A 20,155-nucleotide genomic window follows, 5' to 3' on the forward strand; every position below is an offset into this window, starting at 1 on the left:
AAAAAAAATAATGTTAGGGATATCAGGACGGGCATGTGGCGTGGGGGAGCCCGATTGCCGCAGCAGCCCGCAACGACCCGAGGGAGGAAAACAATGAAATTCTTGAGTGGAGTCTCCGCACTTGCCTTTGCCGCCACCGCGAGCATGGCCCTTGCCGAAGATGTGACCGTTGGCGTCAGCTGGTCGAACTTCCAGGAAGAGCGCTGGAAAACCGACGAAGCGGCGATCAAGGCTGCGCTGGAAGCGAAAGGTGCGACCTATGTATCGGCAGATGCACAGTCGTCGTCGGCCAAGCAGCTTGCTGACATTGAAAGCCTGATTGCACAGGGCGTGGATGCGCTGATCGTTCTGGCCCAGGACGCTCAGGCGATTGGCCCGGCTGTTCAGGCGGCGGCGGACGAAGGTATCCCCGTTGTTGCCTATGATCGCCTGATTGAAGACAGCCGTGCCTTCTATCTCACCTTCGACAATGTCGAAGTGGGGCGGATGCAGGCCAGGGCCGTGCTTGAGGCCCAGCCGAGCGGCAACTATGTGATGATCAAGGGCTCGCCCACCGATCCCAACGCGGATTTCCTGCGCGGTGGCCAGCAAGAGGTCATTCAGGCGGCAATTGATAGCGGCGATATCAAGATCGTTGGCGAAGCCTATACCGATGGCTGGCTGCCGGCCAACGCTCAGCGCAATATGGAACAGATCCTGACCGCCAATGACAACAAGGTCGATGCCGTTGTTGCCTCCAATGACGGCACCGCCGGTGGTGTTGTCGCCGCGCTGACCGCGCAGGGCATGGAAGGTATCGCGGTGTCCGGTCAGGATGGCGACCACGCTGCGCTGAACCGTGTTGCCAAAGGCACGCAGACCGTTTCCGTCTGGAAAGACGCTCGTGATCTGGGCAAGGCCGCCGCTGAAATCGCGGTCGAAATGGCCGAAGGCGCTGCCATGGGTGATGTCGCGGGCGGTGCCGCCTGGACGTCCCCAGCGGGCACCGAGCTGACGGCGCGGTTCCTGGAGCCTATCCCGGTGACCGCTGACAACCTGTCGGTTGTTGTCGATGCCGGCTGGATCACCAAGGAGGCGCTGTGCCAGGGTGTGACCAACGGTCCTGCGCCCTGCAACTAAGCAGCTGCTGAGAGTTTCTCGGCTACTTCTTTCTAAACCGGCGCGCGCCCTCAGAAGGTCCCGATTGGATCGGGCGCGCGTCCCCCTTTCACTACCGCTGATCACTGGAGTTCGGATATGACCGAAACCACGTCTCAGCCGATCCCCGAACAAAACAAGCGTGGCCTGTTCCAGCAATTGGAACTGGACGTCCGCCTATTGGGAATGATCGGTGCCTTTGTCATCTTGTGCATTGGATTCAACATCCTGACGGATGGGCGTTTTCTAACGCCGCGCAATATTTTCAACCTCACCATCCAGACGGTCTCTGTGGCGATCATGGCCACGGGCATGGTCTTTGTGATCGTGACACGCCACATCGACCTGAGCGTCGGTGCGTTGCTGGCGACCTGCTCGGCCGTGATGGCTGTCGTGCAGACCGATGTGCTGCCGGATATGCTGGGGCTTGGACTCAACCACCCGGCAACCTGGATCATAACCGTGGTGGTTGGCCTGACGATCGGCACCCTGATCGGGGCTTTTCAGGGATGGATGGTAGGTTTCCTGACCATTCCCGCCTTTATCGTGACCCTGGGTGGTTTTCTGGTCTGGCGTAACGTTGCCTGGTATCTGACCGACGGGCAGACCATTGGCCCGCTTGACAGCAGGTTCCTGATCTTCGGGGGCACCTCGGGCACGCTGGGCACCACGCTCAGCTGGGCTGTCGGAATCGTAGCCACGGCTCTGGCGTTGGTTGCCCTGTGGAACAGCCGCCGCGGCAAACAAGGCCATGGTTTCCCGGTGAAACCCGCCTGGGCGGAAGCGGTGATTGCAGGTGCGATTGCGGCGTCGATCCTTGGCTTGGTGGCCGTGCTGAATGCCTATCAGATCCCGGCGCGCCGTCTGGCGCGAATGATGGAAGCAGAAGGCGAAACCATGCCTGAGGGGCTGGTTGTCGGTTATGGCTTGCCAATCTCGGTGCTGATCCTGATTGCAACTGCCGTGATTATGACGATTATCGCCCGCCGCACCCGGTTTGGCCGCTATATCTTTGCCACCGGTGGCAACCCGGATGCCGCCGAGCTGTCCGGCATCAACACCCGTCTGCTGACGGTCAAGATCTTTGCCCTGATGGGATTTCTCTGTGCGCTTTCAGCGGTTGTGGCCTCGGCCCGTCTTGCCAATCACTCCAATGATATCGGGACTTTGGATGAGTTGCGCGTTATTGCGGCGGCCGTGATTGGCGGCACTGCACTGTCCGGTGGGTTTGGCACGATTTATGGCGCCATCCTCGGGGCGTTGATTATGCAGAGCCTGCAGTCGGGGATGGCCATGGTCGGTGTCGACGCACCGTTCCAGAACATCGTCGTGGGCACCGTGCTGGTTGCAGCCGTCTGGATCGATATTCTTTACCGCAAACGCGTGGGGGCCCGGATATGAGCACTGCAAAAGAGTTGCGCGCCGCAGGCGCCACGCCGCTGGTCGAGATGAAAGATATTTCGATCTCCTTTGGCGGGATCAAGGCTGTGGATCACGTCAGCGTTGATCTCTATCCCGGCGAAGTTGTTGGATTGCTCGGCCATAATGGTGCCGGGAAATCCACCTTGATCAAAGTGCTGTCGGGTGCCTACCAGATGGATTCCGGCGAAATCCGGGTCAATGGCGATAAGGTTGAGATCACCAATCCGCGTGATGCGCGGTCGCATAACATCGAGACGATCTATCAAACATTGGCGCTGGCGGATAATCTGGATGCGGCCTCCAACCTGTTCCTGGGTCGCGAGCTGGTTACCCCGTTTGGTCTGGTGGACGATTCCGCCATGGAGGCCGAATGTCGCAAGATCATGAACCGGTTGAACCCGAATTTTCAAAAATTCTCGGAACCGGTTTCGGCTCTCTCGGGCGGTCAGCGTCAGTCGGTTGCCATCGCGCGGGCGGTCTATTTCAACGCCAAGATCCTGATCATGGATGAACCGACTGCCGCCCTTGGGCCGCATGAAACGCAGATGGTTGCCGAGTTGATCCAGCAGCTGAAGGCGCAGGGTATCGGTATTTTCCTCATTGATCACGATGTGAATGCGGTGATGGAGCTTTGCGACCGGGCTTCGGTCATGAAGAACGGTCAGCTGGTTGGCACCGTCGATATTGATGATGTCACCGATGATGACCTGCTGAGTATGATCATTCTGGGCAAGCGGCCCGGCGAAGTGGCGGCCTAAGTCGCGACGTCGATAATATCGGTCTGGAAGGGGCTGCCATTGGTGGCCCCTTTTCCATATCAGAATGGTTGCCCAGCCTATCGCAAAAACCTACATAAGATGTAGATTTTAGAAGGGTGATAGATGCTGACAATTGGGACATTGGGCAAGCGGACAGGCACGAAGGTGCAGACCATTCGCTACTACGAAGAGATTGGCCTTATGCCGGAAGCGGGGCGCACAGCAGGCGGGCAGCGTCGCTATGGCGAGAGTGATCTGGACCGGCTTTCGTTCATCCGTCACGCGCGACAACTTGGCTTTGGTCTGGAGGCAATCCGGGAGTTACTGAACCTCGCGGATCATCCGGGTCAGTCCTGTTCTCATGCAGATTCCATCGCGCAGAGACAGCTGAAAGACGTCGCTGATCGGATTGCCCGGCTGGAGGCCTTGCAGACTGAATTACAGCGCATGATCCGTGAGTGTGCCGGGGGAACCGTTGCCGAGTGCCGGGTGCTGGAGGTTTTGCGGGATCATTCCGAGTGCCTGACAAATCATGATCAGATTGGCGCCTGATCAGGGCATCGGGTTCGTTTGCTCGTGGCCGAGCGCACGGAGCAACATCCGGCGTTGATGATCCTGACCCCCAAAGAACACCGCCAATACACGTAGCTGCTGTTCGGCTTCGTTCAGGTCGAAATAGAGGATGGCGCGCCCCTTTGTCACGCTGCGCAGTCCCGGAGCGATATCGCTGCGCAGGGTGCCCTGGTGCGGAGCGTTGCCCAGTGCCTCAATGGCCGCGTCAATCTCGTTCAGGCGGGCCGCTGCCCTGCTGAATGCGGTGTCCGGATCCTCGCCAAAGCCGATTGCCGCATCAAAGAGAAAGTCGAATATGGCATCAAGATCCTGATCAATCGCCTCGGCGCGATCAACCCGAAAGACCATGTTCTGCCCGTTTGCGCGCCAGAAGATCGGCTGTCCTTCGACGCCCCTCAGTACCGCTGACAAAGGAGCCGCCGCGGCGCTCGGCGATCAATGCACGCAGGGCGGATGTCTCGGCGCGGCGGGCTTCCGTTTTTTCGCGCAGCAGTTCCAGACCCTGCTGCAACACCGCGCTGAGGCTTGCATATCGCCCTTCTGCCACCAATGTGCGGGCAAAGTCGTCCTGTGCTTCGGTCAGGGAGATGGAGGCTTTTACACTCATTTGCGCACCTGAGGCTCTTGTGGGTGACTATGGAGATTATACTACTCAGTAGTATTTATCAACCCGGCACCGGACAGGCCGCGCAGTGCAAGAGCGATCCAGCCGAGACCTGCCAAAGCAATAATGAGCCAATTATCGCTTCCCCATTGGTTAATGATAATCCCGCCGATGGCCCAGCAGATTGCGACGGTGTAAGTCCAGGCTGAGGGGCTGTCTGCCTGGACCAAAAGCCCGACCGCCAGCGCCGCCGTCAGGCAGATTACGCCGGCCAATTGCGGGTTCATCAACCCATATCCTGGAAGAATGATACTGATGGACACCGCCGATGCCGCGGTCAGCCATCCGGCATAGAGCCCTACAGGACCGCGTTTCCAGACCCGTTTGTTGCGGCCTGCGCGGCGCATAGCCAGGATCGCGGTAACTGTCATCGCGATGATCAGGATTGTGGCTAGGATGGGTGAGCTGTTCGCAACCCAAAGCCAGCACACCCCGATGGCCAGGCTGATAGAGAGGGGTTTTCGCATCTCATGCCATGTTGAGCCCTCCGGCGCGCGAAACACGCCAAATCCGGCCCCAACGATCAGCCAGATGTAGATCACGATCCAGATTGAAAAGGCCGGACCGATGGGTTGAATGACCGGGTCGGGCTGTGGATAGGGCAGTTGATCAGCTGTATAGCCGGTAAACGGGTCGGTTATCAGCGGCGCGGCGGCAAAGGCTAGGGCAAGGGCCAGTGTAAGATAGGCCATGGACTGCTTGCTCATGATATCGAACTCGCTTTCGTATGTAGGCGCCAACTGAGGGCGGCATCTGTGGCTATTCCGATTTGCTTATCTAGTCTTAAAGAAAGCTCCGAAGCTCCTCCAATGTTCCCGCTTCTAACGCTGGTTTATCGGTCCGAATGCGATTGATACGGGGAAACCGCATGGCCAGACCACTTTTGTGACGGCTGGATTCATTCAGACCTTCAAAGGCCACTTCCAGGACCAATTCGGGCTTCACCGCGCGGACTGGGCCGAACCGGTCTGTCGTGTTGTTGCGCACGAAGCGGTCCAGTTCCTTCAGCTCGGAATCGGTGAACCCGAAATAGGCTTTGCCGACGGGCACCAGCTTATCGCCGTCCCAGACGCCGAAGGTGAAATCGGAATAGTAGCCTGAGCGTTTGCCGTGGCCGCGCTGCGCATAGAGCATGACGGCATCGACCAGCATAGGATCGCGTTTCCATTTGAACCAGTTTCCGCGTTTGCGCCCCGCGATGTAGGCGCTGTCGCGCCGTTTGATGATGACGCCTTCGATTACGCCTTCGGGTGGGTTGGCGCGAAGAACTGCCAGATCCTCCCATGTGCCAAAGGTGAGCGGGTGAGAGATGTCGATACGCGGATCGTTCAGGTCCGCAACACAGCGATGCAGCCGGGCCTGGCGTTCATCCAATGTCCAAGATCGCAGATCTTCACCCTCCCAGAACAGCAGGTCATAGGCGCGCAGCGCGGCGGGATGGCTTGCCAGCATGGTTTTGCCCACCTTCTTGCGACCAAGCCGTTTCTGTAAATCACCAAAGGGCGCGATGATGGTGTCGCGCTTAACCAGCAATTCGCCATCGAGCGTGCCGTTGAAGTTCAGCGCTTCAATGACGTCGGGAAAAGCGCCTGAGATATCCTCTCCGGTGCGTGAATAGAGCCGCCGGGTGCCGCCGTCATTCACGGCCTGCACGCGGATACCGTCCCATTTCCATTCTGCAATGAAGTCGCCGGGAGAGAGGCTGGAAAGGTCGTTCAGATCTGTACCTGTGGACAGCATAACCGGTCGGAACGGCGCGGCGGCAAGGCTTTTTGGTTTGTCACCCCCTTCGAGCCAGGAAAACAGTGGCAGGTAGGGCGGCCTCAGCCCATGCCAGAGCTCCTCGATTTCCGCGACATCGACCTCGCCATATTGTGCCAGGGCGTTGCGGGCCAGTCGGGCGGACACGCCAACGCGCAGCCCGCCGGTGGCCAGCTTCAGGTAGGCATAGCGCTGCGACGGTGTCATCTGCGACAGGCGGCGGATGATCAGTGCCGGAAGCTGGGCCTTTGCGGTTTCGGACAGCTCCGTCACCGCCTCGGTCAAGGACAGATATGCCTCGCCGTCTGAGCGCGGCCAAATCAGGGCGACGGTCTCCGCCAGATCGCCCACGAAATCATAGGAGAGGCGGAACAGTTCTGGGTCAGTCTCTTGCGCCACCAGACCGCGCAACAGCGAAGGCGTCACATTGCGGAGTGATAGATCACCCGTAATCGCTGCGAGCGCATATCCGCGTTCAGGGTCCGGCATGGCTTGAAAGGCATGGAGCAGATGCGCCGTCTTACCGTTGCGAGACGGGGTAAAGGCGAGCTGCTCCAGAAGGTCTGCGAAGGCTTGCATCAATCTGCCTCCTCCTCATAGCCGACCAGCCGCAGGGGACGGGCGGCAATCTGGTTCAGCTCACACCAGCGAACCAAAGCATCCTCGCGGCCATGGGTCACCCAGACCTGTTTCGGGGCGAGTTCCCTGATGGTTCGGGTGAGATCCGGCCAGTCGACATGGTCGCTCAGTATCAATGGCAGCTCCACGCCGCGCTGCCGCGCGCGGGCGCGGACCTGCATCCAGCCACTGGCAAAGCAGATCACCGGATCAGGAAACCGCTGCGCCCAGGCCGCGGCAAAGGCAGAAGGAGGGCCGAGGATTATCTGCCCCTTAAAGGCGGCCCTGCCCTCCTTGGTGGTGGCCGGGCGCAATTCGCCGAGATCAATACCCTGGGCGATGTGGTAGTCGCACAGGCGCTGAAGTGAGCCATGGATATAGATCGGCCGATCCCAGCCTGCCTGGCGCAACAACGCGATGACACGCTGTGCTTTGCCGAGCGCATAGGCACCCACAAGATGGCATCGCTCCGGCTGAGTAGCAACGGAGCGGAGCAGTTTTTCGATCTCGGACCGGGGGTCCGGGTGATTGAACACTGGCAGCCCAAAGGTGGCTTCGGTCACGAAAACATCGCATGGCGCGAGCTGAAACGGTGCACAGGCAGGGTTATCGACCCGCGCGTAGTCGCCGGAGACGGTAATGGCCGTGTTGCCGTCCTCCACGGTAATTTGACAGGAGCCAAGGACATGGCCGGCCGGTGTGAATGTCGCGCCGACACCCGCGATCGTCGTGCGATCATCGACTGGAACCGATGTGTCGCAAAACGCGTCGCCATAGCGGATCGCCATGATGTCCAATGTCTGCGGGCTGGCCCAGACCGTGCCATGCCCCGCGCGGGCATGGTCAGCATGGCCGTGGGTGATCAGCGCGCGGGGCACCGGGCGGACCGGATCAATGTAGAAATCACCAGCAGGACAATAAAGCCCATCGGGGCGCGGATGCAGCAGCTCTTCCGGTAGGCGTGGTGCATTCACGGCGCAGGATCCTTCATATTACTTCTAGGCGGTGTTCCAGGAAAGTTAAGCCAAACAGGGGTTTGGGCAAGGGGAGACCGTGCCGCCGCTAGCGAGCCGACGTCTTGCCATCCAGTGTGGAACCATCAAGAGGCTCAGGCGTTTTGCCTGCTATGGCGCAGTTTCCTGCGCTGCCGCTATTACCCAACCCGAGGAGAAGGCCCGTGGCGCAGAAGGATTTAACACAGGGCACTGTTTCGCGCGCTCTTGCTGCGGTCTCCGCTCCAATGTCCTTGGGGATTTTGGGCGTGTTGAGCGTTGGACTGGCAGACGCGTATTTCCTCGGGCAGCTGGGGGAGGCTCCGCTGGCGGCCGTCGGGTTCATTTACCCGGTGACCACGGCGGTGACGTCTTTGTCCATCGGCCTGTCCGCTGGAGCCAATGCGGCGATTTCCCAGAGCCTGGGCCGGGGCGACAGCGAGGCAGAGACCAACAGGCTCTCGGTGCATGCGATTGTTCTGGGTATGGTTGTGGCGGTGCTGGTCGCGATCCTGTTTTATCTAGGTGCTGCCTCGCTGTTCTCTCTCATGGGAGCAGGGGGCGCCGTCTTGGACGAGGCGCAATCCTATGTGCCATTCTGGGCCCTGTCGTTTCCTTTTCTGGTCGGCATGGCGCTGTTGAATGCGGTGTTTCGGGCCCATGGCGACGGGGCAACCTCGGCGGTGATCATGCTGGTTGCTGCGGTGCTCAATATCGCGCTGGACCCGATCCTGATCTACGGGCTCGGTCCTGTGCCTGAGATGTCCACGGCAGGCGCGGCGCTTGCGACGGCTCTGGCGCGCGTCCTGACCTTGGTGGGAGCCTTCACTTATGCGCTGCGGATTGGCGTTATTCGTCCTCCGCAGGAATTCGCCGATGGCATTGTCAGCTCAATACGCGAAGTCGTCAGGGTCGGACTGCCGGCGGCCTTCTCCAATGCGATCAACCCCGCCGGTATGGCGATGGTCACCGCAGCTGCTGCCACGCTGGGCGATACGGTTGTGGCTGGGCTGGGGGCGGCTCAGCGTGTGCAGTCGGTCGCGCTGGTACCCCTACTGGCCCTTTCTGCGGGCATCGGACCGGTCGTCGGTCAGAACTGGGGTGCAGATGAACGGGATCGTGCGCGGCTGGCGGTCTGGCGGTCCTGGCAATTCTGTATCGGTTACGGCTTGGCTGTCGCGCTTCTCCTGACGGTTCTGGCGCCTTCAATCGCCGGGCTGATCGCCTCGGACGATGGAGCGGCGCAGAAGACCGCGCAATATCTCCGCGTCGTCAGCTGGAGTTTTCTGGGCTACGGCGTCCTGGTGACAGCAAATGCCGCGATGAATGCCCGGTCCAAGGCGCTCTGGTCCATGGGGCTGAGCTTGATGCGGATCTTTGCGGTCTATGTGCCGCTGGCCTGGCTGGGGGTCTGGCTGTTCGGCTATGCCGGAATTCTGGGCGCTGCGGTCATTGCGAATCTGGCGGCTGTGGCGGGCGCTTATTATGTCGGCCGCAAGACGGGGCTGGTGGGTCAGTGAGGGCAGCCCGATCAGTTTGTCGTCAGTAGTTCGAGTAGTCTGCCTTCACCCATGCGAAGTCCGTCGATACTATACCGGGTGAGCGATTTGAGCCGTGCGGTGCGCGTGTCGTCGGGCAGTTCGGCCAATGCGATGACCTTCGGGTGAATGTAGCTGTTGCGCGCCATGGTCGGTGTATTGTGCAGCCGCTCCGCCGCTGCCTCCGCCATGGCTGAAATCGTGAGCTTGGGGGCATGCAGCGCCGTGCGAAAGGCCGCATGGGTCCCGTTCCAAGTGCGCAGCGTTTTGGCGGAGACGCCGTCACCGCAAAGGTTGGTCAGAACCTCCTGTACCTGCTCTGACCGGACGGCGCGTACGCTGCCGCCATCATCGAGCCAAGAGATGAGTTCGCGTCCGGGCAGGTCCTGTGAACGCTCCAATATGCGTTGCAGGGCCGCGCCCCGGATCGACTTCTCAACTGTCTTGCCGCCTTTTGCGGTATAGCGCAGATGTATCGACTGACCGGAGAACTCGATGTGCCGTTGGCGCAGGGTCGTGGCGCCGTAACTGCCGTTGTCCTCTGTGTACTGCGGGTTCCCAATCCTGAGCGAGCCGCGATCCATCAGGGCAAGGACAGCAGCGACCGCCGTTTCCTCTTCGCCTATGGTGCCGCTCAGCCTGTCGCTGATCCACCTGCGCAACTGCGGCAGGCTCTCGGCGAAACTGACCAAATTGTCGAATTTCTGTTCTGCCCGCAACAACTGCCACGCGGGATGGTAGCGATATTGCTTGCGATTGCGCGCGTCGCGCCCGGTGGCCTGCAGGTGACCATTTGCCAATGGGCAGAGCCAGACATCCGTATAAGCAGGGGGCACGCCAAGCCGGTTGAGCCGGTCCACTTCGGTACGGTCCCCGATGTGGCTGCCATCAGGCATATGATAGGAAAACCCGCGACCGCGACGTCGGCGCGAGATCCCGGGCTGATCATCCTTGCAATAGACCAGTTTCATCAGGTCGATCCACGTTTGGCGGGACTTCGGACCCGCAATGTGCGGGCCGCCTGTCGAGCAGGCGGCCCGAATGGCGTCAGCTCATCACCATGACGGATTTTACATTCACAAATTCCTTCATGCCAAAGCCTCCATGTTCGCGGCCATAGCCGGAGTCCTTGACGCCGCCGAAAGGCATGTTGGGGATTGCCAGGCCAAATCCGTTGATGAAGATCATGCCGGTGTCGAAATGATCGCGGGCGAGGGCAATCGCCTTGTCGGTATCTTTGGTCATGATGCCACCGCCGAGACCAAATCGGCTGTCGTTGGCAATGCGCATCGCATCCTCTGCGTCCTTGGCGCGGATCAGTGCGGCCACCGGGCCGAAGAGTTCGTCGTCATAGGCAGGCTGGCCCGGGGTCACGTTTTCCAGAACGGTCGCCGGATAGTAGAAACCCTTGCCCTCTGGCATTTCGCCGCCGCAGAGGATCTTGGCACCGCCTGCGACACTGTCCGTGACCTGCTGATGGAGGTCATCGCGCAGATCTTTCCGTGCCATCGGTCCAATGTCGGCATCGTCACCCATCGGGTCGCCCGGGGTCACGTCTTTCATGGAGGCAACATAGGCGTCGCGGAATTCATCGTAAATTGCGTCGACGACGACGAAGCGCTTGGCAGCAATACAGGTTTCGCCATTGTTATAGGTCCGCCCCTGCACGCAGGTCTGGACAGCTGCGTCGATGTCCGCATCTTCCAGGACGATGTAGGCATCGTTGGATCCCAGTTCCAGCACGGTCTTTTTCACCGCTTCGGCCGCCTTTGCGCCCACTTTGCGGCCGGCGCCATCGCTGCCGGTCAGTGTCACGCCGCGCACCAGGTTGTGGCTGATCAGGGCGTCCGACTGATCGTGGGAAATCACCAGAGCCTGGAACAGGCCCTTTGGCAGGCCCGCGCTTTCGTAGATCTCCTGCAGCATCTGGCCCGAGCCGGTTACGTTGGAGGCGTGTTTCAGAAGTACGCCGTTACCGGCGATCAAGCTCGCGATTGAGTAGCGCACCACCTGGTAGGCTGGAAAATTCCAGGGCTGGATGCCGTAGACGACACCAATGGGGGAATAGAAGATATGCCCTGTCTTGCCACCTTGGATATCGCGCTCTTCGGGGGCGAATGCCGAGGGGGCCTCTCCTGCACTGTAGTCGCAGATGGCCGCGCAGAGCTCGACTTCCTGATGGCTCTGTTTCAGCAGCTTGCCCATTTCTTTTGTCATCAGTTCGGCAAGCTCATCCTTGCGCTCACTCAGGGCGGCCCCGATGGCTTTGATGACCTTCGCGCGCTCTTCTACCGGGGTCTGGCGCCAGCTGAGAAAGGCCTCATGGCAGCTTTGTACTGCAGTTTCCATCGCCTCGTCGCTCAGCAGGGAATAGCTGTTGAGGGTTTCTCCAGTGGTTGGGTTCACGGTCTGAATGGTGTCGGACATGGTTGACCTTTCTCTCTGACGGCAGGAGGGGAGTTCTTTGCCTATGGCTTGCAAGATCAACGTGGCTTGGTGGTTTGGGTTCCCGTCAATCGCCAGGACGTGAGGTCGCGGTTGTCTTTTGCTGGTTTGACCTAAGGTGCGCTGCTGGTTGGATTGCCTTCTTTGAGACGGGAACATATATAGAACATATGACTCGACAAACGCTGGATCAAAAGCTCGCTATCCTCAGCGACGCCGCAAAATATGATGCGTCCTGTGCGTCTTCGGGATCGACAAAACGTGACTCCCGCGATGGGAAGGGCTTGGGCTCGAATGAGGGTACGGGCATCTGCCATGCCTACACGCCGGATGGTCGCTGCATCAGCCTGCTGAAGATCCTGATGACCAACTTTTGCATTTACGACTGCACCTACTGCGTGAACCGGGTGTCGTCCAATGTGCCGCGCGCGCGGTTTTCTGTCGATGAGGTTGTAAAGCTGACGATAGAATTCTACCGACGCAACTATATAGAAGGTCTGTTTCTGTCCTCCGGTATCATCCGGTCCCCGGATGCGACGATGTCAGATATGGTGCAGATCGCGCGAAAGCTGCGGCATGAGGAGAATTTTCGCGGATATATTCATCTCAAGACCATTCCCGATGCTGCCCCTGAATTGATTGCCGAAGCTGGGCTTCTGGCGGATCGGCTGTCGATCAATGTCGAGATGCCAAGCGATGCCGCCGTGCGTGAACATGCGCCGGAGAAAGATCCCGGTCAGATCCGCAAGGCGATGGGAGACGTCCGGATGCGCGCTGATGCAGCCAGGGAGGCGAGCTATACGGGCAGGCGTCCGCCGCGATTTGCGCCCGCAGGTCAGTCGACGCAGATGATCATAGGGGCGGATGGGTCAAATGATGCGATGGTGCTGGGGCAATCGACCCGGCTTTATGCAAGCTACAAATTGAAGCGCGTGTATTATTCCGCGTTTTCGCCCATCCCCGACAGTTCGGCCAAGCTGCCGCTGATCTCGCCACCGTTGCAGCGTGAACACCGGCTGTATCAGGCCGATTGGCTGCTGCGGTTTTATGATTTTCAGCTCGATGAGATCACATCGGTCACGCCGGATGGAAATCTGGATTTGCAGGTCGATCCCAAGCTGGCCTGGGCGCTGGCACATCGCGAGATCTTTCCGGTGGATGTGAACCGGGCCAGCCGGGAACTGCTGCTGCGGGTTCCGGGGTTCGGGGTCAAAACGGTCACGCGGATCCTCAGCACGCGACGGCATCGGATGCTGCGATACGAAGATCTGGTTCGTATCGGGGCCTCGATGAAGAAGGCGCGTGCCTTTGTCGTTGCTGGCGGGTGGACACCGGGCGATTTGACCGACAGCGCGGATTTGCGGGCTCGGTTTCTGCCGCCGCCGGAACAATTGGCCCTGTTTTGATGTATCATGCCGAGATGCCCCTGATCGGGACGGCAGAGGCCTGGCGTCGGGCAGCGCGAGGGTTTCTGGCGCAGAATATCCCACCTGACGCCATCCTGTGGAACAATGAATGCGCCGCGCCGGATCTATTCGCCTCAGAGGCGCGATCGGCTCCAGGCGGAGAGGTCCAGGTCCCGCGCAGCTTTGTTACCCTCGCCGATAAGGTCGTCTGGCATAGTGATCCGAACCGTTTTGCCCGGCTCTACGGGTTTCTCTGGCGCCTGCGCAGTGAACGCGGGTTGATGAGCGATCGGGCTGACGCGGATCTGGCGCGATTGCGCCAGATGGAAAAATCGGTGTCGCGCTGTCAGCACAAGATGAAGGCCTTTGTGCGGTTTCGGGAGTTGGGTGCCGCTGACGCGCCGCGCCGATCTTTTGCGGCGTGGTTTGAGCCGACACATCACACGGTGGAGCCGACCGCTACATTCTTTGCCCGCCGCTTTGCCGATATGGACTGGCGTATTCTGACACCTGACGTGTCGGCCATATTCGAGGGTGGGCAACTCAGGTTTGAACCGGGGCAGCCAAGGCCCGACCTGCCGGAGGATGCGAGCGAGGCGCTGTGGATCACTTATTTCCGCAATATATTCAATCCGGCGCGGTTGAAGGTGCAGGCGATGCAATCGGAAATGCCCAAGAAGTATTGGCAGAACATGCCGGAGGCCGTCGCTATTCCTGACCTGATCGCCTCGGCCCCGGAGCGGGCGCGCGCGATGGCTGAGGCGGCGCCAACTCTGCCACCGTTGCGGGCTGTGCGGGTACAGGCCCGACTACCTGCGGCCAACCCTGTCTGGCAAGGAGCAGCTGGGGGTCTGCCGGAGGCCATCAACAGCTGCACGCGCTGCCCGCTCCACCGGTCGGCCACGCAGGCGGTGCCCGGTGAAGGGCCGACAGATGCCGCGTTGATGATCGTCGGCGAACAGCCCGGTGATCACGAGGATCTGGCGGGGCGTCCATTTGTTGGCGCCGCCGGGCAACTGTTCGACCAATTGGCCGCGGAGGCCGGCCTGCCGCGACAGGCAGCCTACGTCACCAATGCGGTCAAACATTTCAAATTCACGCCAAGAGGGCGCAGGCGGATACATCAGCGGCCCGATGGATCGGAGATCCAGCACTGCAAGATCTGGCTCCGGGCCGAGCTGGAACAGGTCCGGCCGCGGTTGGTCCTTGCGCTTGGTGCCACCGCGACGCAGGCTTTGTTGGGATCAGGTGCGGACATTCTGCGGCGGCGTGGCACCATCGAACATCGCGCCGACGGCACGCCGGTATTGATCACCTTGCATCCATCGTATCTGTTGCGGAGCCCAGATCCTGAGCAGCGCAGCCGTGACACCGAGAGCCTACGCGCGGACCTTCGCCTGGCTGCCGATTGGTTGCGCATGGATACGGTGAAGCATCGGCGCGACTAATCTGTACTGGTCGTGCTGGTCGAGCCGGAGGCCGCAAGTCCCGCCACCAGGGCAAGCCCCAGCAGGCCCATAGCAGGTGCAATCATTGGGGCAAACTGGCCCACGACCGGCTCAACGAGCAGCAGACATTCGTCCTCTTCCGCATCCCGTTCATCCTCGCACTTCAGCTGATCATCGTCCTGCTTAACGGTCTGAGCAGCACCGGGTGCCCCGAGCAAAGACAGGACCATCAAAGTGATGATCATGAGGCGGGTGACCGGTCCTGTCGATGTCAGGCCGGTCAATTGACTGCTGCCGCAACAGGTGTGGTGATCAGCGACGGGGTGATCTGGCGCAGGGTGCGACCCCATTTTGTGACCGGGTTTTCGGCCACAAAGATCACGTCATCGGGGCGCAGCTGAAATTTCGTCGCGAGTGTCAGATTGGCGGCGCTGCTGGCATTCAGATGCCAGGCGGTAACCGCGCCGAATTCGCGCGGATCGCTGGAGGCGCGCAGCACATAGACCTGCGAGACGTCACCAGTTTCGCGGGCTATTCCACCGCCCGCATCATAGAGTGCATCGGCCAGCGTGGCCTGACGCTCATACGGCAGGGGGTATCGTGTCTGATTGTCGACCTCCCCGGCCAGATAGACGTAATCGCGACCATTGGCACCCAGCGCCTCGCGGGCTTCGAAGGTGCTGCGTTGCTCAGCATTATCACTGCGGCGGAGGGTGATCGCGGTGTTCAGCTCGCTCAGCTCCTGCGCGCGGGCAGCCAGAGTTGTCTGCTTCAGGCGAATTTGCTGTTCAAAGAAGCGTTCGGCCCGGTTTAGGTTGAAGTCCGTGTCGACAAATACCGCATCGCCGGAGACAAGACGCGTGTTCTGCAGGTCGGGGCTGGCATAGAAATCCGTCAGCGGGATCTGGTAGAGGTCGCCGTCGCGGTAAATCCTCACCGAGCTGACATCAATATCTGGGACGGACACGCTGCCTGCGGCGGCAAGGGCTTCGCTGAGGTAGAGCGGCGTCAATGTGATCGGCAGCACGCCAGGTTTACCGACGGCACCGCCAACCGAAACGCGGCGTGAATTGAACTCGGCGATCTCAAGGCTGAATGTCGGATCGAATTGCGCTTCGACCAGTTTCTGAAACAGCAGCTCTTCGGCATCTTCGATGGTCAGCCCGCCGATGCGGATGCGGCCGACGTCGGGTATATTGACAGAGCCATCATCCTGCACGGTATAGCCGTTGCGGCTGTTTTGCGCGGCAAGCAGGCCGGTGAGCTGCTCAAGCGTGTTGCGCGTGGACGGTGTCGCCAGCATCACGACATCACCAACCCCGATCTGATAGGGCATCTGCGGTACGGAAGGGGGGGGCTTCAGGGCGAGGCGTTGATTGCGCGCACCTTCCTGAGTTGAGGGTGCCTCAGGCAGGCGGCCCGCCCCGCGGCCAACCAGGCCCGCGCCGGTTCCCGCTGATCGTGCATAGGCATCCGGAAGGGATTGCGGCGCATAAGGCGCGCGGTTGGCCTGGATCACGGTTTCGCCATTCAGCGGAACCACACGCACCTGCGTGCCATCCCCGGCGCCGGGGATGACGTCAGAGCTGCGGTAGATGGTCGAGCATCCTGCCAGCGCAATTGTGGCGCAGCAGATCATAGAAATCAGGCGCAAGGTCTTTCCTCCGGTCGGGGTGGGGTAGTGTTGGTCGGATGCGATAGGGGTGTGCGGATCATGGCGTCACTCGCAGTCGCGTTGTCATATTGCCGATAAACGGCCCGGTCCACTGGCGGCTTTGGATCAACCTGTTGTCTGATGACCGCAGCCAATAGAGGTTCAGGAACCGCTGCTCAGGGTTTTGGCAGTTTTCGACCATCAGACGGCTCGCAATCTGCTGGTCGCCAATGGTCAGGGTGCGGGGGCCGCGATCCTTGATTTCGCAGTGATATGTCCGGGTCTCAATCTGGTCGTTTCCGGTCAGATAGCTGTGAAAGCGCAGCGCCGGGCCTTCTGCATGTGTAAAAATCCGCCCACGGGATTGATCCTGTTCAACGGCCATAAGACCGATACCGAAGCCACGGGTTGCGTGCAGCAGACCCCGGTCGGTTTGCAGGCTGGCACCGTCCGAGGACAGCCAGGTCACCAGACCCGCCCGCTCCGTCTCCCGAAGCATCACGCCGCTTCTTCCTGTCTGGAGAAATCCAACCTGCATCTGTTCTGCGCCAGCCTCGGCCAGCTCCGCGACGTGAGGTATGGCAGAGGAGAGACCGCCCTGCCGCAGCTGCTGAAGGGTCAGGATCTCACGCTCGTCATTTGTGCAGGCTGCGAGGATCAGGCAGCCAATAGCAGCGCTGCTGATGACCAGGTGGTGGAGCTGTCGGGTGATCGTCATCTGGAGTAACGCCCCCATTGTGCGGCAAGCGCGCGCCCACGGCTGTCGCGCACTTTTTCATAGAGACGTGTCTGCAGGTTGAGCCGCGCGCCGCCATCGCGCAGCACGGGGCGGATAACCTGCGTGATACTCTGTCGCGACGGTTTGCCGGTGAGCCAGGCAACGGGCACCTCAACATGGATGCCCTTGTCAAAGGAGCCTTCGCCGAAATCCTCGGAAGATGTATCGGTCAGCGTTGCAAAGGCCCCAACCTTGAAACCGTTGTTGAATTCACGGTCGATGGTGACGGTGGTGCCCCAGTCACCAGCCAGATACCGGCCCATATCGACCTGAACATGATAGTCGCCGCGCGTTTTGTAATAGACCGAGGCATGACCGGTCACGACGTCGTAGTCCTGAAATCCGAACTGGACGTCGAAATCGCGTTGCCGGACATAATTAAGCTCGGCTCCTAACGCCAGGCTGCTGCCAACGGGGAACCACAACACCTCTGCCGATATGCCGCCAAACATCTGCTCGAGATAGCCTGCAGTGACGCGCGCAAACAGATCCTGATGCGGGCGCCAGACGTAATCGGCTGTCAGATGGCTGAGGCGCAGATCGGATTCCGACGCATAGCGGGCCCAGTCCGAGCGGACCCGCGGCAAGACCGAATTTGACGGGCGGGCGGAGGCGTCGAGATTGCCGATCACTGGTTGGCGCAGCTGTCCGGCAAAGGTCAGGCCGGGCGCAGGTTGATAGGCGGCTCGCAGTTCCGCCCCGACTTCGTAGCGCAGCGGCTCATCTGGATCAAAGAAAGACAGCTGCGTGTAAGGCCCGAAGCGATAGGTGAACCGAGGGAAGGCGTCGATGCCAGCGCTGTTGGGGATCGGCTCTGGGGCGTCTTCGATATCTGCACGGGCAAGGCTGCGCCAGGCGCCATCCAGATCGCCTTCCAGCTCGTAGAGGTCGTTCCGCTGCGTGGTGACGCGGGTCGTGGGCAGGCCGTTCTCGGCCAGCGTGACCTCAAACTGTTGCAGATGCGGAGGCAGGGTATTTGCCATAACGCGATTGGTCCGACCGACAGCCTGCGCGGAGGCGCCGTAGCGCATGTTCTCCACCGTGATCCGCGCTTGGCTGCCCACGCGTTCGAAGCTGAGCAGCCGGATGCCCTCGGACTCAAGCTGGGATTGCAGCACGCCGTAGAGTCGGGCAGGCTCGGCGGATCCGGTTTCGCCCTGGGCGAGGTTCCAGCTGGCCAGGGCGACCTGTTCTTCCGGTTTCAGCGCAGGCGCGGCGGCTCCCTGACCGCCGGGAGCAGCGGCGCGGCGCGGATCAAACGCATAGCTCAGCTGAACGGCGAGGGCCGATCCGTTGAGATAAGAGCCGCCCAAAGTGACTCCGTTGTCGAAGCGGTAGGATGCGCCGATGTTGACAGGTGAACGGATGTCATTCAGCCCACGTTGAGCTTCGGCTGAATAGGTGTCGGAGGAATATTCGGCGGTAAGCGACCAATGCGGAGTTACATCCCAGCGCAGACCGCCAAACAATGCGGCGTCGCCGCGGAACCAATTGCCAAAGTCCAGTTGTCCGGTTGTGGATATGCCGCCGGCGTTTGAATCTTGTCGTGTATCAAACCGCCCATCGAGTGCCGTCAGTGGATTGCGCTGCCCGCCGCGCCCGGCAAGCCGACCCCAGCCAATCCCGCCGGTGACGGTCAGATCGGGAGTGACATGTTTTGTGGCCACGAGGTATTCGCTGGCGTAGACGCCGGTCCCGCCGAAATCCCGCAGGCCAAGGGCGATAGCCGGTCCCGCCGCTGTTTCATCGCGCAGTTGAAAATGGATATCAAAGCTGCGGTCATACCGGCTAAGGTCGACGCCGGCGTCGAAACCGCGCAGAAAGCTATAGCGAAAACTGCCGTAGATATTCGGCAACATCTGAAACGTCAGGGTGTTGCGGCTGGTGTTCTCGAAGTTTGAGGTGGTCAGCGCGATGGTTCCGTCGGGCAGAACCTCTGCGGTCGGCATATCGACCAATCCGGGCGTTCCATATGTCGATAGTGTCTGGGCCGGAGCCTGAATGGCACCCAGCGGGCCGCTGAGCGTACCCAGGCAGCCAATCATAAGAATTGCGTGTCCCCGCATTCCCACCCAGCCTCGTCGTGCCCACCTTTTTCGGCGGTGCTTCTTCACACTGCTCCCAACCCCGCCTAACACTAGACCAGCAGATTTGCCGGTTATGACAGCATCAGGCCCCCAGGGAGCAGCGATTATGTTCAAAAGGTTAATTACCGGAATTCGGCGAAAACCACAAGATTTTGCAGCTCTCAATCCAGAATTGCGTTTTTATGTTATCGGCGATGTTCACGGATGCGACGATCTGCTGGCCCGCCTTCTGGAGCAGCTTGATCCGGCGCTGCCTCTGGTCTGCCTGGGCGATTACATCGACCGCGGCGAACAGAGCGCCGCAGTTCTGCGCCGTCTCATGAACCGGCCGGATACAACTGCCCTGATGGGAAACCATGAAGCCATGCTGCTGGATTTTCTGATCGACCCGGTTGCACATGCCGCAATCTGGCTGCGCAATGGCGGGCTGCAAACGCTTGCGAGTTTTGGTGTCACCGGCATATCGGAACATTCATCGGCCGCCAGTTTGGAGCAGGGAGCGGCTGCGCTGCGCGCAGCGATGGGTCCAGAGATGATCGCTTGGGTAGAGGGTCTGCCCACCTGTTGCCAATCCGGTAATATATTCATGGCCCATGCCGGTGCGGATCCGGGCGCTCCGGTGTCAGAACAATTCCGGCAACAGCTGCTATGGGGTTGCCCAGATGCCCGCAAGGTACGCCGCAAGGATGATATCTGGGTTGTTCATGGCCATTGGATCGTCACTGAGCCTACTGTTGCCGACGGTCGGATCGCCTTGGATACTGGTGCCTTCGCAACCGGGCGGCTGACAGCTGCTGAAATCGATCTCGGCACAGTCAGGTTTATCTCCACCTGAGGCGGGCTGTACCGGCCATCGGAACGAAACCGGCTCTTG

At 60.3% G+C, this 20,155-nt stretch carries 19 protein-coding genes; 8 read left to right on the forward strand and 11 right to left on the reverse strand.

The window, feature by feature from the left end; all coding sequences use genetic code 11:
* Window positions 1-93 precede the first annotated feature (93 nt).
* From xylF to VWY60_RS00020, 4 genes are all read left to right on the forward strand, one after another.
* Complete coding sequence (xylF, locus tag VWY60_RS00005) at window positions 94-1,119, forward strand: D-xylose ABC transporter substrate-binding protein (protein WP_340547579.1); 1,026 nt, start codon at window positions 94-96, stop codon at window positions 1,117-1,119.
* A 117-nt stretch (window positions 1,120-1,236) separates the two neighbouring features.
* A complete protein-coding gene (locus tag VWY60_RS00010) occupies window positions 1,237-2,538 on the forward strand; it encodes a sugar ABC transporter permease (RefSeq protein ID WP_416539533.1) in 1,302 nt (433 codons plus the stop codon).
* Window positions 2,535-3,317, forward strand: coding sequence for an ATP-binding cassette domain-containing protein (locus VWY60_RS00015; protein ID WP_416539534.1), 783 nt, complete (start codon window positions 2,535-2,537; stop codon window positions 3,315-3,317). Before VWY60_RS00010 ends, VWY60_RS00015 begins: the two co-directional genes overlap by 4 nt.
* Before the next feature lie 123 nt (window positions 3,318-3,440).
* The gene (locus tag VWY60_RS00020; RefSeq protein ID WP_416535399.1) at window positions 3,441-3,869 is read left to right on the forward strand and encodes a MerR family transcriptional regulator; all 429 of its coding nucleotides are present in this window, start codon (window positions 3,441-3,443) and stop codon (window positions 3,867-3,869) included.
* Here the strand turns inward: VWY60_RS00020 and VWY60_RS00025 are convergent, their stop codons facing one another.
* From VWY60_RS00025 to VWY60_RS00045, 5 genes are all read right to left on the reverse strand, one after another.
* Window positions 3,870-4,238, reverse strand: a complete 369-nt coding sequence (locus VWY60_RS00025; RefSeq protein ID WP_416535400.1) for a type II toxin-antitoxin system RelE/ParE family toxin — start codon at window positions 4,236-4,238, stop codon at window positions 3,870-3,872. It lies immediately after the preceding gene.
* Window positions 4,222-4,497 (reverse strand): ribbon-helix-helix domain-containing protein, encoded by a 276-nt coding sequence (locus VWY60_RS00030; RefSeq protein WP_416539535.1) that lies wholly within the window; start codon window positions 4,495-4,497, stop codon window positions 4,222-4,224. Before VWY60_RS00030 ends, VWY60_RS00025 begins: the two co-directional genes overlap by 17 nt.
* Window positions 4,498-4,538: 41 nt before the next feature.
* Entirely contained in the window at window positions 4,539-5,261 is a 723-nt protein-coding gene (locus tag VWY60_RS00035) for a tryptophan-rich sensory protein (RefSeq protein WP_416592399.1), read from the reverse strand.
* A 76-nt stretch (window positions 5,262-5,337) separates the two neighbouring features.
* Complete coding sequence (locus VWY60_RS00040; RefSeq protein ID WP_416539537.1) at window positions 5,338-6,894, reverse strand: cisplatin damage response ATP-dependent DNA ligase; 1,557 nt, start codon at window positions 6,892-6,894, stop codon at window positions 5,338-5,340.
* On the reverse strand, window positions 6,894-7,907 hold the full coding sequence (locus VWY60_RS00045) for a ligase-associated DNA damage response exonuclease (protein WP_416539538.1): 1,014 nt from the start codon (window positions 7,905-7,907) through the stop codon (window positions 6,894-6,896). The genes VWY60_RS00040 and VWY60_RS00045 overlap by 1 nt, the downstream gene beginning before the upstream one ends.
* A 203-nt stretch (window positions 7,908-8,110) precedes the next feature.
* On the opposite strand from VWY60_RS00045, the gene VWY60_RS00050 reads away from it, so the two are divergent.
* Window positions 8,111-9,445, forward strand: coding sequence for an MATE family efflux transporter (locus VWY60_RS00050; protein ID WP_416539539.1), 1,335 nt, complete (start codon window positions 8,111-8,113; stop codon window positions 9,443-9,445).
* Between the two features lie 11 nt (window positions 9,446-9,456).
* Here the strand turns inward: VWY60_RS00050 and VWY60_RS00055 are convergent, their stop codons facing one another.
* Window positions 9,457-10,434 (reverse strand): DNA topoisomerase IB, encoded by a 978-nt coding sequence (locus tag VWY60_RS00055; protein ID WP_416539540.1) that lies wholly within the window; start codon window positions 10,432-10,434, stop codon window positions 9,457-9,459.
* A 76-nt stretch (window positions 10,435-10,510) separates the two neighbouring features.
* Window positions 10,511-11,890 (reverse strand): NAD-dependent succinate-semialdehyde dehydrogenase, encoded by a 1,380-nt coding sequence (locus VWY60_RS00060; RefSeq protein ID WP_416539541.1) that lies wholly within the window; start codon window positions 11,888-11,890, stop codon window positions 10,511-10,513.
* A gap of 188 nt (window positions 11,891-12,078) precedes the next feature.
* Here VWY60_RS00060 and VWY60_RS00065 point away from each other — a divergent pair, with 188 nt between their 5' ends.
* Together VWY60_RS00065 and VWY60_RS00070 are read left to right on the forward strand one after the other, a co-directional pair.
* Window positions 12,079-13,314 carry a putative DNA modification/repair radical SAM protein gene (locus VWY60_RS00065; protein WP_416539542.1) on the forward strand — a complete coding sequence of 412 codons (1,236 nt, stop codon included), beginning with the start codon at window positions 12,079-12,081 and terminating at the stop codon, window positions 13,312-13,314.
* Complete coding sequence (locus tag VWY60_RS00070) at window positions 13,314-14,762, forward strand: UdgX family uracil-DNA binding protein (RefSeq protein ID WP_416539543.1); 1,449 nt, start codon at window positions 13,314-13,316, stop codon at window positions 14,760-14,762. Before VWY60_RS00065 ends, VWY60_RS00070 begins: the two co-directional genes overlap by 1 nt.
* Here VWY60_RS00070 and VWY60_RS00075 read toward each other — a convergent pair.
* The 4 genes from VWY60_RS00075 to VWY60_RS00090 are packed head-to-tail and all read right to left on the reverse strand — an operon-like array spanning window position 14,759 to window position 19,260.
* Entirely contained in the window at window positions 14,759-15,007 is a 249-nt protein-coding gene (locus VWY60_RS00075) for a hypothetical protein (protein ID WP_416539414.1), read from the reverse strand. The genes VWY60_RS00070 and VWY60_RS00075 overlap by 4 nt on opposite strands.
* A 35-nt stretch (window positions 15,008-15,042) precedes the next feature.
* Window positions 15,043-16,416, reverse strand: a complete 1,374-nt coding sequence (locus VWY60_RS00080) for a polysaccharide biosynthesis/export family protein (RefSeq protein ID WP_416539544.1) — start codon at window positions 16,414-16,416, stop codon at window positions 15,043-15,045.
* A 58-nt stretch (window positions 16,417-16,474) separates the two neighbouring features.
* The gene (locus tag VWY60_RS00085) at window positions 16,475-17,134 is read right to left on the reverse strand and encodes a YjbF family lipoprotein (protein WP_416536895.1); all 660 of its coding nucleotides are present in this window, start codon (window positions 17,132-17,134) and stop codon (window positions 16,475-16,477) included.
* Complete coding sequence (locus VWY60_RS00090) at window positions 17,131-19,260, reverse strand: YjbH domain-containing protein (protein ID WP_416539545.1); 2,130 nt, start codon at window positions 19,258-19,260, stop codon at window positions 17,131-17,133. The genes VWY60_RS00085 and VWY60_RS00090 overlap by 4 nt, the downstream gene beginning before the upstream one ends.
* Here VWY60_RS00090 and VWY60_RS00095 point away from each other — a divergent pair.
* On the forward strand, window positions 19,196-20,116 hold the full coding sequence (locus VWY60_RS00095) for a metallophosphoesterase (protein ID WP_416539546.1): 921 nt from the start codon (window positions 19,196-19,198) through the stop codon (window positions 20,114-20,116). The two genes, VWY60_RS00090 and VWY60_RS00095, sit on opposite strands and share 65 nt — an antisense overlap.
* Window positions 20,117-20,155: the final 39 nt, after the last annotated feature.

It is taken from the genome of Phaeobacter sp. JH20_26 (genome assembly GCF_048056275.1).
Lineage (GTDB): Bacteria > Pseudomonadota > Alphaproteobacteria > Rhodobacterales > Rhodobacteraceae > Phaeobacter > Phaeobacter bryozoorum.

Bases quoted from the DNA above. Each gene is read 5' to 3' on its own strand.
- xylF (WP_340547579.1), top strand. From the start codon at position 94: ATGAAATTCTTGAGTGGAGTCTCCGCACTTGCCTTTGCCGCCACCGCG.
- VWY60_RS00010 (WP_416539533.1), top strand. From the start codon at position 1,237: ATGACCGAAACCACGTCTCAGCCGATCCCCGAACAAAACAAGCGTGGC.
- VWY60_RS00015 (WP_416539534.1), top strand. From the start codon at position 2,535: ATGAGCACTGCAAAAGAGTTGCGCGCCGCAGGCGCCACGCCGCTGGTC.
- VWY60_RS00020 (WP_416535399.1), top strand. From the start codon at position 3,441: ATGCTGACAATTGGGACATTGGGCAAGCGGACAGGCACGAAGGTGCAG.
- VWY60_RS00025 (WP_416535400.1), bottom strand. From the start codon at position 4,238: ATGGTCTTTCGGGTTGATCGCGCCGAGGCGATTGATCAGGATCTTGAT.
- VWY60_RS00030 (WP_416539535.1), bottom strand. From the start codon at position 4,497: ATGAGTGTAAAAGCCTCCATCTCCCTGACCGAAGCACAGGACGACTTT.
- VWY60_RS00035 (WP_416592399.1), bottom strand. From the start codon at position 5,261: ATGAGCAAGCAGTCCATGGCCTATCTTACACTGGCCCTTGCCCTAGCC.
- VWY60_RS00040 (WP_416539537.1), bottom strand. From the start codon at position 6,894: ATGCAAGCCTTCGCAGACCTTCTGGAGCAGCTCGCCTTTACCCCGTCT.
- VWY60_RS00055 (WP_416539540.1), bottom strand. From the start codon at position 10,434: ATGAAACTGGTCTATTGCAAGGATGATCAGCCCGGGATCTCGCGCCGA.
- VWY60_RS00060 (WP_416539541.1), bottom strand. From the start codon at position 11,890: ATGTCCGACACCATTCAGACCGTGAACCCAACCACTGGAGAAACCCTC.
- VWY60_RS00065 (WP_416539542.1), top strand. From the start codon at position 12,079: ATGACTCGACAAACGCTGGATCAAAAGCTCGCTATCCTCAGCGACGCC.
- VWY60_RS00070 (WP_416539543.1), top strand. From the start codon at position 13,314: ATGTATCATGCCGAGATGCCCCTGATCGGGACGGCAGAGGCCTGGCGT.
- VWY60_RS00075 (WP_416539414.1), bottom strand. From the start codon at position 15,007: ATGATCATCACTTTGATGGTCCTGTCTTTGCTCGGGGCACCCGGTGCT.
- VWY60_RS00085 (WP_416536895.1), bottom strand. From the start codon at position 17,134: ATGACGATCACCCGACAGCTCCACCACCTGGTCATCAGCAGCGCTGCT.
- VWY60_RS00095 (WP_416539546.1), top strand. From the start codon at position 19,196: ATGGCACCCAGCGGGCCGCTGAGCGTACCCAGGCAGCCAATCATAAGA.
- VWY60_RS00090 (WP_416539545.1), bottom strand. From the start codon at position 19,260: ATGCGGGGACACGCAATTCTTATGATTGGCTGCCTGGGTACGCTCAGC.